The sequence below is a fragment of the Idiomarina sp. HB genome, assembly GCF_048059115.1.
Taxonomy (GTDB): domain Bacteria; phylum Pseudomonadota; class Gammaproteobacteria; order Enterobacterales; family Alteromonadaceae; genus Idiomarina; species Idiomarina abyssalis.
Genome location: NZ_JAYLVU010000003.1, coordinates 300,834 through 314,320, shown reverse-complemented (window position 1 = coordinate 314,320; position 13,487 = coordinate 300,834). Strand labels below are relative to the sequence as shown.

Sequence of the window (13,487 nt, the reverse complement as noted above, 5' to 3'; positions counted from 1 at the left end):
TAAACTCCTTTAACCTAAGTCGCCAAACTGATATTGCACGGTGGTCAGCGCTGATAGCGCGGCGGTTTCTGTTCTTAATACACGAGGACCTAAACGCATTGGATTAAACCCTTGCTGTTCAGCAGCACTGACTTCATCGTCAGTAAACCCACCTTCGGGCCCAATGAGCAATTGTATCCCCTTTTCGGCGTGTTGAAACGATGAAAGCGGTTTTGTCGCAGTCGGGTCTAAAGTCAGACGAAGCCCGGCAAATGTGCTTTCAATAAAGTCGCTGAATTGCTGGGCTGGTTTAACCTCAGGAACCACACTGCGACCACATTGTTCACAAGCTGAGCGTACAATTTTTTGCCACTGCTGCTGCTTTTTCTCCAGCCTGTCACCACTGAGTTTAACGCCGCAACGTTCACTGAACAGCGGCGTAATTTCGGTAACGCCCAGTTCGACTGACTTTTGCAGAACAAAGTCCATGCGGTCACCGCGTGAAATGACCTGAGCAAGATGCACGCTGACAGGCGACTCTGAATCATTTACCTTGCTGCCGGTTGCAAGAAAATACGCAGACTTTTTTTGAACCGAGGTTATGGTCGCCTCGTAGTCTTGTCCGTCACCGTTAAATAAAGCAATGTTATCACCTACGTTCAAGCGCAATACTTTGATCAGGTGCTGGAATGCATCCGAGCTCAGTTCGGTTTCAGTTTGTAAATTTATAGAGGCGGGGTGATAAATCCGCGGTACTCGCATGTCGTCAGCCTTATTCGGACTTTTAGACGTCCAGAAGTAGAAAAAAACAGAGTGATCGGTTACATTATGCAACCAGTATTGAGTGATTTCATCAAAATAAAGGAATAGTGGGCATATGTCACGTCACCTGTTTACCTCAGAGTCAGTGTCCGAAGGGCATCCGGACAAAATTGCCGACCAGATATCCGATGCGGTTTTAGACGCAATTTTAGCAAAAGACCCGAAAGCCCGTGTTGCCTGTGAAACCTATGTAAAAACCGGTATGGTGCTGGTTGGCGGCGAAATCTCAACAAATGCCTGGGTGGATGTTGAAGACCTGGCCCGCGAGACCGTCAAAGATATCGGTTACCGACATTCTGATATGGGTTTTGACGGCGCATCGTGTGCGGTATTGAACGCCATTGGTAAACAAAGTGGCGATATCAACCAGGGTGTTGATCGCGCTCATCCCGAAGAGCAGGGCGCTGGTGATCAGGGCCTGATGTTCGGCTATGCTTCTAATGAAACCTCTGTTTTAATGCCTGCGCCAATTACTTATGCGCACCGCGTTATGCAGCGTCAGTCGGAAGTGCGTAACAATGGCACCCTTGACTGGCTGCGTCCTGACGCCAAAAGCCAGCTAACCTTCGTTTACGAGAACGGCAAGCCGGTCGCTATTGATACCGTGGTTCTGTCAACTCAACACCGAGAAGACATTACTCAGGAAACGCTGCGCGAAGCGGTTATGGAAGAAATCATTAAACCTGTATTGCCGGAGCAGTGGATTTCCAAAGATACGCAATTCCATATTAACCCAACCGGACGTTTCGTTGTTGGTGGGCCTATGGGCGACTGCGGTTTGACGGGTCGTAAGATCATTGTCGATACCTATGGCGGTATGGCGCGTCACGGTGGTGGTGCTTTCTCAGGTAAAGACCCGTCAAAAGTTGACCGTAGTGCGGCTTATGCGGCGCGTTATGTTGCTAAGAACCTGGTTGCAGCCGGTTTAGCAGAGCGTTGCGAACTGCAAATTTCTTACGCTATTGGTGTTGCTGAACCAACCTCTATTAGCATTGATACCTTCGGAACGTCTAAGCACTCAGAAGAGCAGTTAATTGCGCTGGTGCGCCGTCATTTTGACTTACGTCCTTACGGATTAATCAAAATGCTTGACCTGGAACGCCCAATTTATAAGCAGACAGCGGCATACGGGCACTTTGGCCGTGATAACCTGCCGTGGGAGCAAACGGACAAAGCCGCCGATTTACAGGCTGATATTTAAACAAAATTTTGCCTATAAATTTGCTTGTACCCCCTGAAATGTGGAGAATACGCGCATCGCAAGTTGCTCTTCATCTTCCAGGGGGTTTTTCATGTCAGATCGTCAATATCTCGCCAATGCTATCCGCGCGCTTAGTATGGATGCAGTTCAAAAAGCTAAGTCCGGCCACCCGGGAGCGCCCATGGGTATGGCAGATATCGCCGAAGTGCTATGGCGTGACTACCTGAAACATAACCCTAATAACCCGAGCTGGGCTGACCGCGACCGTTTTGTTTTATCAAACGGGCACGGCTCAATGCTGATCTACTCGCTGTTACACCTCTCATGTTATGACCTGAGTATTGATGATTTAAAGCAATTCCGTCAGTTAGACTCAAAAACCCCGGGTCACCCTGAATATGGTTATACCCCTGGTGTGGAAACTACCACCGGGCCGTTGGGGCAAGGGCTTGCAAATGCGGTAGGTATGGCACTGGCCGAGAAAGTATTAGCCGCGCAGTTTAATCGTGAAAACCACGAAATTGTTGACCACCACACCTACACTTTCCTGGGTGATGGCTGTTTAATGGAAGGCATCTCTCACGAAGCTTGTTCACTGGCGGGTACCTTAGGCTTAGGTAAGCTCATCGCGTTTTACGATGACAACGGCATTTCCATTGATGGCGAAGTTGAAGGCTGGTTTACCGACGATACTGCGAAGCGCTTTGAGTCTTATGGCTGGCACGTAGTCAATAAAGTCGACGGACACGACTCAGCAGCCATCACCCGGGCTATTGATGAAGCCCGTGCTAACGAAGATAAACCGACTCTGATCATTTGCAAAACGGTGATTGGCTATGGCGCACCGAACAAACAAGGCTCTGAAAGCTGCCACGGTGCACCTTTGGGCGATGACGAGATTGCAGCAGCGCGCAAACAGTTGAACTGGCCACACGAAGCCTTTGAAGTGCCGGCCGATGTTTACCAAAAATGGTCTGCGGTCGATAAAGGCGCAGCGGTTGAGTCTTCGTGGAACAAACGCTGGGTGGCTTATGAACAAGAACACCCGCAACTGGCAAAAGAATTGAAGCGCCGTTTGAATGGAGAGCTTCCGGAAAACTTCGAAAACACGGTACACAACTATGCTAAGCAACTGCAAAGTAGCCCAGAAGCTATAGCTACGCGCAAGGCGTCTTTGAATGTACTGAATGAGTTTGGTCCTAAATTACCTGAACTGTTAGGTGGCTCGGCTGACCTGGCCGGCTCCAATCTAACCTTATGGAAGGACGCAAAAGGCATTACGGCGGATGACGCCAGTGGCAACTACGTGTTTTATGGCGTTCGTGAGTTTGGTATGTCTGCCATTATGAACGGCGTAACCCTGCATGGCGGGTTTAAAGCCTATGGCGCAACCTTCCTGATGTTTATGGAGTACGCCCGCAATGCTGTGCGTATGTCAGCGCTTATGAAACAGCCCAGCATCTTTGTTTATACCCACGACTCTATTGGTTTGGGTGAAGACGGGCCGACTCACCAGGCGGTAGAGCAGCTGGCTAATTTACGACAAACCCCTAATTTGCAGTGCTGGCGCCCGTGTGACCCGGTTGAAACCGCCGTTGCCTGGGGTGCGGCAATACAAAGCAGCAAAACGCCTACTGCGCTGGTTTTCAGCCGTCAGGGCATGCAACAGCAGGAGCGCAATGAAGATCAGCTCACTAATATTGCCCGTGGTGGTTATGTGCTGAAAGACTGCGACGGTGAGCCCGAAGTCATCTTAATAGCTACTGGCTCTGAAGTTGATTTAGCGGTTGAAGCTTATGAGCAACTTTCAGAACAAGGTCATAAGGTACGTGTTGTTTCTATGCCATCGACCAACGTGTTTGATATTCAGGATTCTGAGTACAAAGAGTCTGTGCTGCCATCAAAGGTTACTCGTCGCGTTGCAATTGAAGCCGGTATTGCGGACTTCTGGTACAAGTACATTGGCCTTAACGGCGAAATAGTCGGCATGACCACCTTTGGTGAATCTGCTCCGGCCGGCGACTTATATAAACACTTTGGTATTACCGCAGAAAATACTGTGGCTGCCGCTAAACGTTTGCTGGGAGCATAAATGAGCAAACCGGCTCGTATTGCAATTAATGGTTTTGGCCGAATTGGCCGCAGCTTTTTGCGTGCTTTGTATGAAAATGGCTATCGCGACAGCGTGCAGGTGGTTCTGATTAACGAACCTGCAGCGTCGGAAGCAATAGCTCATTTACTGAAATACGACTCAAGCCACGGCCGGTTTGGAGAAAAAGTGACGCACTCTGGTGACACTTTAACAGTCGCTGGTGACGCCATTGCTTTAACGCATCAAACCGAGATTGAAGCTGTTGACTGGCGCGCTAATGACGTTGACTTTGTGGTTGATTGTACCGGGGTATTTGGCAGCCAGGCTGACGGCCAGCTTTACCTGCAGCAAGGGGTGAAGCGGGTACTGTACTCTCATCCCGGCAAACCGGATGTTGATTTCACTGCAATTTATGGCGTGAATGAAAAAGAGTTAACGGTCGAGCATAAAGTGGTGTCTAACGGCTCCTGCACAACTAACTGTATTGTGCCGGTGATAAAAGTGCTGGATGACACCTTTGGTATTGATTCAGGTGCTATTACTACCATTCATTCCGCGATGCACGACCAACAGGTTATTGATGCCTACCACCCTGATTTAAGGCGTACCCGTGCCGCCGGGCGTTCTATTATTCCGGTGGATACGCGGCTGGCGCGAGGCATTGAACGTATACTGCCGCATTTAGAAGGGCGTTTTGAGGCTATTGCGGTGCGAGTGCCTACCACAAACGTCACCGCCATGGACTTAAGTGTTACGTTAAACAGTGATGCCACAATAGAGCAGATAAACCATGTGCTGCGTGAGCAAAGTGAGCATCAACTGGCGGGTATACTGGACTATACTGAAGAACCTTTAGTTTCAATAGATTTTAACCATGATCCACATTCTTCGATTGTCGATGGCACGCAAACCCGGGTCAGCCACAAGCGGCTGGTTAAGTTGTTGTGCTGGTGTGATAACGAGTGGGGCTTCGCTAATCGTTTGCTGGATACAGCAAAGACGATGGCTGAACAAATAGAACACTAAGTTTAGAGAGGATACCGCATGTCTGTCATTGCTATGACTGATTTGGATTTAAGTAATAAACGCGTACTTATCCGGGAAGATTTAAACGTTCCGGTAAAAAATGGCAAAGTTACCTCCGATGCGCGTTTAAAAGCGGCAATGCCAAGTATTCAACAAGCGTTAAAGGCTGGCGCTAAAGTTATGGTGATGTCTCACCTTGGTCGCCCGACCGAAGGTGAGTATGACGAGCAGTTCTCTATGCAGCCGGTTGTTGATTACCTAAAAGAGGCACTGGATTGCCCTGTCCGCCTGTGTAAAGACTACCTGGATGGTGTTGAAGTTAGTGCCGGGGAGCTGGTAGTTTTTGAAAACGTTCGCTTTAATGTGGGCGAAAAGAAAAATGACGACGAGCTTGCCAAAAAGTTAGCCGGCTTGTGTGATGTTTATGTGATGGATGCTTTTGGCACCGCGCACCGGGCTCAGGCATCTACTCATGGTGTCGCTAAATATGCGCCAGTCGCCTGTGCCGGACCTCTGCTGGCTGGTGAACTAGAAGCTTTAGGCAAAGCACTGGAAAACCCTAAGCGGCCATTAGTGGCCATTGTTGGTGGTTCAAAGGTTTCGACCAAACTCACGGTACTGGAGTCATTGTCCGGCGTTGTTGACCAGTTAATTGTGGGCGGCGGTATTGCGAACACTTTTGTTGCGGCTGCAGGCCATAAGGTTGGTAAGTCATTATACGAAGCCGATTTAACCGACGAAGCTACCCGTTTAATGGCGCAGGCGAAAGCCAAAGGCGGTGACATTCCATTACCCGTTGATGTGGTGACAGGTAAGGAATTCAGCGCAGAAGCAACAGCTGAAACTAAAGCCGTTAACGCCGTTGCAGATGACGACATGATTTTTGATATTGGCCCGGAAACAGCACAGCAGCTAGCCGCTATGCTGAAAAATGCAGGCACCATAGTCTGGAACGGGCCAGTGGGTGTTTTTGAATTTGAGCAGTTTGGGCATGGTACAAAAACCATCGCCGAAGCCATTGCACAAAGTGACGCGTTTTCAATTGCAGGCGGTGGCGACACCCTGGCGGCAATTGATCAATACGCTATCGCTGATAAGATAAGCTATATTTCAACAGGTGGCGGAGCGTTCCTGGAATTCCTGGAAGGTAAAACATTACCAGCCGTTGCGATTTTACAAGAACGGGCTAAAGACGCCTGAACATAAGTTTTAAATAAGGAGTATTTTTATGGCCCTGGTGTCATTACGACAGTTACTTGACCATGCTGCAGAGCATGACTACGGTGTCCCGGCGTTTAACGTCAATAACCTCGAGCAGATGCGTGCAATTATGCAGGCTGCTGATGCAACCGACAGCCCGGTTATCGTGCAGGCTTCTGCTGGCGCTCGTAAATACGCCGGTGCTCCTTTCCTGCGCCACTTAATTCAGGCCGCTGTTGAAGAATGGCCACATATTCCTGTGGTTGTGCATCAGGACCATGGTACCTCTCCGGCGGTATGTCAGCGTTCTATTCAACTGGGTTTTAGCTCTGTGATGATGGACGGTTCTTTGCTGGAAGACGGAAAAACACCAGCAGAGTACGACTACAACGTAAAAGTTACCAAGCAAACTGTTGAAATGGCGCACGCCTGTGGCGTTTCTGTTGAAGGTGAGCTGGGTTGTCTTGGTTCACTGGAAACTGGTGAAGCGGGTGAAGAAGACGGTGTTGGTGCCGAGGGTAAACTGTCGCATGAACAACTGCTGACAGACCCTGAAGAAGCGGCTGAATTTGTTAAAGCTACAAATGTGGATGCACTGGCTATTGCTTGTGGTACGTCACATGGTGCCTACAAATTCACTCGTCCACCAACTGGTGATATTTTGGCCATTGATCGCATTAAAGAGATTCATCGTCGCATTCCGGGTACACACTTGGTTATGCATGGTTCATCATCTGTACCGCAAGAGTGGCTGAAAATTATTAATGAATTTGGTGGCGAAATTCCGGAAACTTACGGTGTGCCGGTAGAGCAAATTCAGGAAGGTATTAAGCACGGTGTTCGCAAAGTAAACATTGATACCGATTTACGCTTGGCTTCAACCGGTGCTATTCGCCGGCACTTGGCGGAAAACCCGTCAAACTTTGACCCGCGTAAATTCTTTGCGGCAGCGACAACGGCAATGGAAGATATTTGCCGTGCACGCTATGAAGCCTTTGGTTGTGCTGGTATGGCGAGTAAAATTAAGCCAATTAACTTAGAATCAATGTTTCAGCGCTATGAAAATGGCGAATTAGACGCCATTGTTAAGTAACGAAGTACTTTATAAAAGACACAAATAACGAGGTTAGTGTGCGATTTTCTTTATTATTCGCTAGTTTGTTTTTACCTGTTGTAGCGAGTGCTCAAACATTTATGTTTGACGATGCTGATGACATTGATACAGAAACGGTTGAAGAGTGGGAGGCGAGTGCAGAGTTTGGCTTGCTTTACACTTCTGGTAATACCGAAACAGAAAGCCTGAAAGGTAAATTTAATGCATCGCGCGATATTCAAAATTGGCGCCATAAAGGTGTCTTTGATTATTACACCGCCGAACAGGAAGATCAGGAAACTGGTGAGAGTGTAGAAACTGCAGACCGGATGTTCGTATCCGCTCAGAGTAACTACAAGTTTGATCCTGATAGCCGCGACTCGCTGTTTGTTTTCGGTTCTTATGAAGAAGATGAGTTTAGTGGCTTTGAATATCAGGCAACCGTAGCAACCGGTTACGGTGCTCGCTATCGCTACGACGAAGACATCTATGCCGACTATGAAATTGGTCCTGGTTATTCACGAACCAAACCGGTTCAGGTTGAAGGTGAACCACCAGTGGAGTCTGATGGCTCTATGATTTTGCGTCTGGCTGGCGGTTTGAACTGGAAAATCAGTGAAAACTCGCGCTTTAACGCATTGTTGTCATCGGAGATTGGTGAAGACAATACCAAGAGCAAAGCTGAACTCTCTGTATCTGCTAACATTAATAGCTCTCTGGCTATGAAGTTTTCGGTTGGTGCAAATCACAACTCTCAGGTTGCTGATGAAAGCATCGAAAAACTGGATACAGAAACCGCTGTGACTTTAGTTTACTCTTTCTAAAGTTTTTAGCTGTTATTTAAAGGCCGCACTTCATAATGAAGCGCGGCTTTTTTTCATTAAGCTGTCATAAAACCGTCTTAAACTGACGCAGTATCCTCAACTGGGCTGGTTTATGCGCGTTTCAACTTTTAGTCGTGTCTCTTCCTTTTCTTTGCTAGGTCTGTCGCTCTTATTTTTGTCAGTGCTGATTTGGGCTAGTAATCAGTTACAGCAATTTGAACAGCAACAGAATGTTTATTCATCTATAAAAGAAAAGTTAATGGTTGAGGTGGTAACTGAGCTCAGTGGTTATTTGCAATCTGGCAATGCGCTTTTATTGAATGAGGCAGAGACATCAGTTAATGAGGTTAATGCTCAGCTCGACACACTGGATTTAGCATCTATTTCGGTTATGCAGGAGCAACTGGATATAATCCGAAGTCGAATTTCTGAAGATTACCGAGCCATAGGCAAATTGTCTGGTCAGGAGTCTGCCTTGTTAGTTAATGCAGAGCGGTCATTATTTAACGAGTTATCACGCTTATTTGATTACGTACAAAAAGGCAGTAGCAATAATGCGGCAGCTGCAGAACGTTACCAAAGTATCGGCAGTGACTTAGTGTTATTAATTGCTGACCTGGTGCATACGCGGGAACGTTTATCGAGCGGTGAGGCGGAAGAGCAGACGCTTAACCAGGTACTTAATGCCATACAAAAAGAAATAGGGCGATTGCAACAGCTACCCAAACTGGGTGTAAAAGAAGAACTTCCCGACCAGTCAATGATGCTGGTGGCAAGGGAGGCGAAAGAGTTGGGTCCGAAGATCGTCGCGGAAATGAATAGCTTGATTAAGCGTTACCCGCAGGAGCTGTCTTCAACGTTAGAGCTGATTCAATCACGCCGGAAAGCTTTTGCTTCAATATCGGATGATATCGCCAATATTCAATCCTTAGCAGTAGAAGTAGAACAAGAGCTTTTACAGCACCAGCAAGCTAACTTGATGCAGATAAAACTGCTGCTCATGGCATTAGTCGCTGTGCTATTAGTATTTTCAGTACTGAATTTTGTGTTATTAAAACGTATGGTTCTGACGCCTTTAAGAAGCTTGCGTGATGCGATGGAAACTTTGCTGGTCAAGCAAGAGCTTAATTATTTGCCCAATGCTGATCGCGATACTGAGATGGCTGAAATTGCGCAATTTTTTAACGGCATACTGAAGCAGACCCAACGTCGCGATGAAGAAAAATCTGAGCAAATGACGGTAGTCAATGAAGCACTAAAGCGAGTCATACAGGAGTTACAGCAAATTGTTCAGTCATCTGCCAGTACACAGACCTCAGCGTCTACGACTATCGATGGGATAGCCGAGCTAAGCAAGTTAACCGAAGAATTAAATCAGTGTACCAACACGCTGGAAAAGAATGCGCTGGATACGCAAGACTCAATGAAGCTGAGCCGTCAGCATACTCTTAAGTTAAGAGATGCCTCAGAACGTAATGAAAAGGCAATAAAAGCTGCAGAGCAGTCGGCTGCGGAGCTCGATATTTCGGTCAAAGAGGTTAAAGACGCGCTATCAATTATTTCGAGTATAGCTGACCAGACTAACTTACTGGCATTGAATGCAGCTATTGAAGCTGCCAGAGCGGGAGAACAAGGCCGTGGCTTTGCTGTGGTTGCTGATGAAGTTAGGCAATTAGCGCAAAAAACTCAGTCCTCACTTGGGGGAATAAAGGACTCTTTAAGTCAATTAACTGAAGCGTCGTTGTCGATTGAAGATGGCTATCGGGAAATTGCTGAGGCCAGTGCATCTCAGCAACAATTCGTGGAGCATTTAGTGAAAACGTCAAATGCGGTGTCTGCTCAGGCTGAGGCTTCGACAGAAGAAGCGAAAAAATCTTTCAGGCTAGCAGAGCAACAAACAGAAAAGGTAGACGGATTTTCAAGTCAGTTAAAGTTTTTGGTGGATGAAATGGATAATGCTTACCAGCTATTAAGGCAAGTAGAGGTTCAAGTTGATACTCAAAGAACCGAAATAGAACGGGCGTTCAATTCATGAGTAATTAATTAAATCTTACGGTTCCTTTTATCTTTAGATTTCGCTAACATTCGCCGCAGCTAACATCGGCTGAAAAAAATCGGATAATGTTATGTCAGTGAACTCATTTCTTGGCGTATTTGCGAAGTCGCCAATCAAACCGATGATTGAGCACATGGATGAAGTGCACCGCTGCGCCTATGCGTTGAAAGATTTCTTTAAAGCGGTTTATTCAAAGGACTGGCAGAGTGCAGAAGTCGCTCGCGCAACCATCGTAAAACACGAATCCACCGCGGATGACATGAAGCGTAAAATCCGCCTGAACCTTCCCAGTGGCTTATTTATGCCTGTAGAACGAGCTGACTTACTTGAGCTTGTTTCACAGCAGGACAAAATTGCTAATAAAGCCAAAGACATCTCCGGTCTGGTTACGGGACGTGAATTGAGCATTCCTGAGTCATTAGTTAAAGACTTTGATGCGTATTTAAGTCGTTGCCTGGATGCTACAGACAAGGCTCGTGAAACCATTGGTGAATTTGACGACTTGCTGGAGACGGGCTTTAAAGGCCGCGAACGTGATCTTGTCGACAATTTCATTGCCGAGCTTGACGCAATTGAAGCCGATACTGATCAACTTCAAATTAAACTACGTCAGGACTTGCGTGGAATTGAGCTCGAAATGAACCCGGTAGATGTGATGTTCTTATATCGTATTCTGGATTGGGTGGGCGACTTGGCTGACTTGGCCGAGCGAGTCGGTGCACGTTTCGAACTGATGCTAGCACGCGTTTAAGCGGAGTCTGATTTATGGATATTATTTCTAGCTACAGCCTCCTGCTTATCGGGATGGCAGCGGTTTTTGGTTTCTTCATGGCCTGGGGTATTGGCGCAAATGACGTCGCAAATGCCATGGGTACGTCGGTTGGTTCCAAGGCGCTAACAATAAAACAGGCAATTCTTATTGCTATGGTTTTTGAGTTTGCCGGTGCTTACCTGGCAGGTGGAGAAGTCACTTCAACCATCCGCAAAGGCATTATTGACTCGGGCTACTTCGTTGATCAACCCGAACTACTTGTATTTGGTATGATTTCAGCGCTATTAGCCGCCGGATTTTGGTTGCTGATAGCTTCCTACCTTGGCTGGCCGGTATCAACGACTCACTCCATTATTGGTGCCATTGTTGGCTTCTCTGCCGTTGGCGTTAGTATGGAGTCGGTTCAGTGGATGAAAGTGGGAGGTGTCGTTGGAAGCTGGGTTGTCACCCCCGCCATATCCGGGTTTATTGCCTATCTCATATTTATGAGTGCACAAAAGCTCATTTTTGACCGCTCTAATCCTTTAGCAATGGCTAAGCGCTATGTGCCTTACTATATGGGGTTAGCCGGCTTCGTACTGTCGTTGGTCACCATCAAAAAAGGCCTTAAGCACGTTGGACTGAACCTTGGTAGCATTGAAGGTTATTTATGGGCTCTGGGTATTGCTGTATTGGTCTTTGCTATTGGCAAAATGGCCATTGGTCGTCTTAAGTTTAACCCTTCAGACGACAAAGACATGCACTACACCAATGTGGAAAAAGTCTTTGCGATATTAATGGTGGTAACCGCCTGTGCTATGGCTTTTGCTCACGGTTCAAACGACGTTGCTAACGCTATCGGCCCACTGGCCGCTGTGGTGAGCGTGGTTACCAGCGGTGGTGATATTGGCAGTACGGCAAAGCTAGCCTGGTGGGTACTGCCTTTAGGCGCTGTAGGTATTGTGGCTGGTCTTGCTATGTTGGGTAAACGCGTTATTGCCACCATTGGTAATGGCATTACGCATTTAACCCCAAGTCGCGGTTTTGCGGCGGAACTTGCCGCTGCTTCAACCGTGGTTCTGGCGTCAGGTACCGGGTTGCCAATATCAACCACACAAACGCTGGTTGGTGCAGTATTGGGTGTTGGTATGGCGCGTGGTATCGCGGCCCTGAATCTTGGTGTTGTTCGCAATATCGTTATTTCATGGGTTGTTACCTTGCCGGCAGGTGCCATTATGTCCATCATCTTCTTCTACATTCTGAAAGCAATTTTCGGTGTAGCTTAAGCTTGCGATAAACGGACAGCCTGTAACAGTGACAGGCTGTCCACTTTCCAGTAAAATCCGCGCTTCATTACATCTCGCAATTGCAGCACGGACATGTCAGATACCAATCATTCTTCTTTAAAAGTCAGTGACTTTTCATTCGAACTACCCGATGAGCTTATAGCCCGCTATCCGCAGGAGCAGCGCAGTGCAAGCCGGCTATTGTCGGTGAATGCGAATGAAAACAGCATTGCTCACAAACAGTTCAGGAATATCGTTGATGAGTTAAACGCGGGTGATTTACTGGTGTTTAACGATACTCGGGTTATTCCGGCCCGGTTACTGGGTGAAAAAGTCTCTGGCGGTAAAGTAGAGGTGTTAGTTGAACGTTTGCTGGACGACCATCGTGTACTGGCTCATGTTCGCGCTAATCGTGCGCCAAAGGCAGGTGCTGAGCTGCTGTTAGAAGGCCACGTAAAAGTCACTATGCTGGCCCGGCATGATGCGCTTTTTGAACTGAAATTTGAACACGAAGAAACGGTACTGGAACTGCTGGAACAATACGGGCACATGCCATTGCCGCCTTATATCGACCGGCCCGATGAAAGCTCTGACAAAGAGCGCTACCAAACCGTTTATAACCGCGAACCCGGTGCCGTTGCAGCACCTACCGCAGGCCTGCACTTTGACGACGAAATTTTGCAGCAGTTGCGGGATAAAGGCGTGAACTTTGCCTATGTCACCCTGCATGTAGGCGCCGGAACCTTTCAGCCAGTGCGTGTTGAAGACATTAACGACCATGTAATGCACAGCGAATACGCCAAAGTCAGTGCCGAAACCTGTCATGCTATTAAGCAAGCTAAAGCTTCGGGCGGCCGGGTGGTGGCGGTTGGTACTACCTCTGTTCGCTCGCTGGAGTCAGCTGCTCAGGCTTCAGCGTCAGAAGACATTGAACCGTTTTTTGATGACACCGATATTTTTATCTTTCCGGGGTATGAATTTAAAGTTGTCGACAGTTTGATAACCAACTTTCATTTACCTGAGTCCACGCTCATTATGCTGGTGTCAGCATTTGCGGGTCGTGATTTGATTATGAAGGCTTATAATGAAGCCATTAAAGAGCGCTATCGATTCTTTAGCTACGGCGATGCCATGCTGTTACAGCGCTAAATTTAATA

The 13,487-nt window shown here is 47.5% G+C and carries 11 protein-coding genes; 10 read left to right on the top strand and 1 reads right to left on the bottom strand.

The genetic code is table 11. The annotated features are described in order from the left end of the window. Window positions 1–9 precede the first annotated feature (9 nt). On the bottom strand, window positions 10–741 hold the full coding sequence (locus VBY75_RS10805) for a 16S rRNA (uracil(1498)-N(3))-methyltransferase (RefSeq protein ID WP_199494302.1): 732 nt from the start codon (window positions 739–741) through the stop codon (window positions 10–12). A gap of 115 nt (window positions 742–856) precedes the next feature. On the opposite strand from VBY75_RS10805, the gene metK reads away from it, so the two are divergent. The 10 genes from metK to queA all read left to right on the top strand — a co-directional run bounded on the left by metK (window position 857) and on the right by queA (window position 13,479). Continuing rightward, complete coding sequence (metK, locus tag VBY75_RS10800; protein WP_054489579.1) at window positions 857–2,002, top strand: methionine adenosyltransferase; 1,146 nt, start codon at window positions 857–859, stop codon at window positions 2,000–2,002. A 91-nt stretch (window positions 2,003–2,093) separates the two neighbouring features. Then, window positions 2,094–4,094, top strand: coding sequence for a transketolase (gene tkt / locus VBY75_RS10795; protein ID WP_416512462.1), 2,001 nt, complete (start codon window positions 2,094–2,096; stop codon window positions 4,092–4,094). Continuing rightward, window positions 4,095–5,120: an erythrose-4-phosphate dehydrogenase gene (epd, locus tag VBY75_RS10790; protein ID WP_416512460.1), complete on the top strand. Its 1,026-nt coding sequence runs from the start codon at window positions 4,095–4,097 to the stop codon at window positions 5,118–5,120. 18 nt (window positions 5,121–5,138) lie between these two features. Further along, a complete protein-coding gene (locus VBY75_RS10785) occupies window positions 5,139–6,320 on the top strand; it encodes a phosphoglycerate kinase (protein WP_222235809.1) in 1,182 nt (393 codons plus the stop codon). 28 nt (window positions 6,321–6,348) lie between these two features. Further along, window positions 6,349–7,413, top strand: coding sequence for a class II fructose-bisphosphate aldolase (fba, locus tag VBY75_RS10780; RefSeq protein ID WP_054489570.1), 1,065 nt, complete (start codon window positions 6,349–6,351; stop codon window positions 7,411–7,413). Between the two features lie 38 nt (window positions 7,414–7,451). Beyond that, window positions 7,452–8,237, top strand: coding sequence for a DUF481 domain-containing protein (locus VBY75_RS10775; protein ID WP_074930807.1), 786 nt, complete (start codon window positions 7,452–7,454; stop codon window positions 8,235–8,237). Between the two features lie 181 nt (window positions 8,238–8,418). Continuing rightward, the gene (locus VBY75_RS10770) at window positions 8,419–10,272 is read left to right on the top strand and encodes a methyl-accepting chemotaxis protein (RefSeq protein WP_271331813.1); all 1,854 of its coding nucleotides are present in this window, start codon (window positions 8,419–8,421) and stop codon (window positions 10,270–10,272) included. 91 nt (window positions 10,273–10,363) lie between these two features. Continuing rightward, complete coding sequence (locus VBY75_RS10765) at window positions 10,364–11,044, top strand: TIGR00153 family protein (protein WP_054489568.1); 681 nt, start codon at window positions 10,364–10,366, stop codon at window positions 11,042–11,044. A gap of 14 nt (window positions 11,045–11,058) precedes the next feature. Next, window positions 11,059–12,330: an inorganic phosphate transporter gene (locus tag VBY75_RS10760; RefSeq protein WP_416512457.1), complete on the top strand. Its 1,272-nt coding sequence runs from the start codon at window positions 11,059–11,061 to the stop codon at window positions 12,328–12,330. Window positions 12,331–12,423: 93 nt separating this feature from the next. Continuing rightward, on the top strand, window positions 12,424–13,479 hold the full coding sequence (gene queA / locus VBY75_RS10755; protein WP_199494306.1) for a tRNA preQ1(34) S-adenosylmethionine ribosyltransferase-isomerase QueA: 1,056 nt from the start codon (window positions 12,424–12,426) through the stop codon (window positions 13,477–13,479). Window positions 13,480–13,487: the final 8 nt, after the last annotated feature.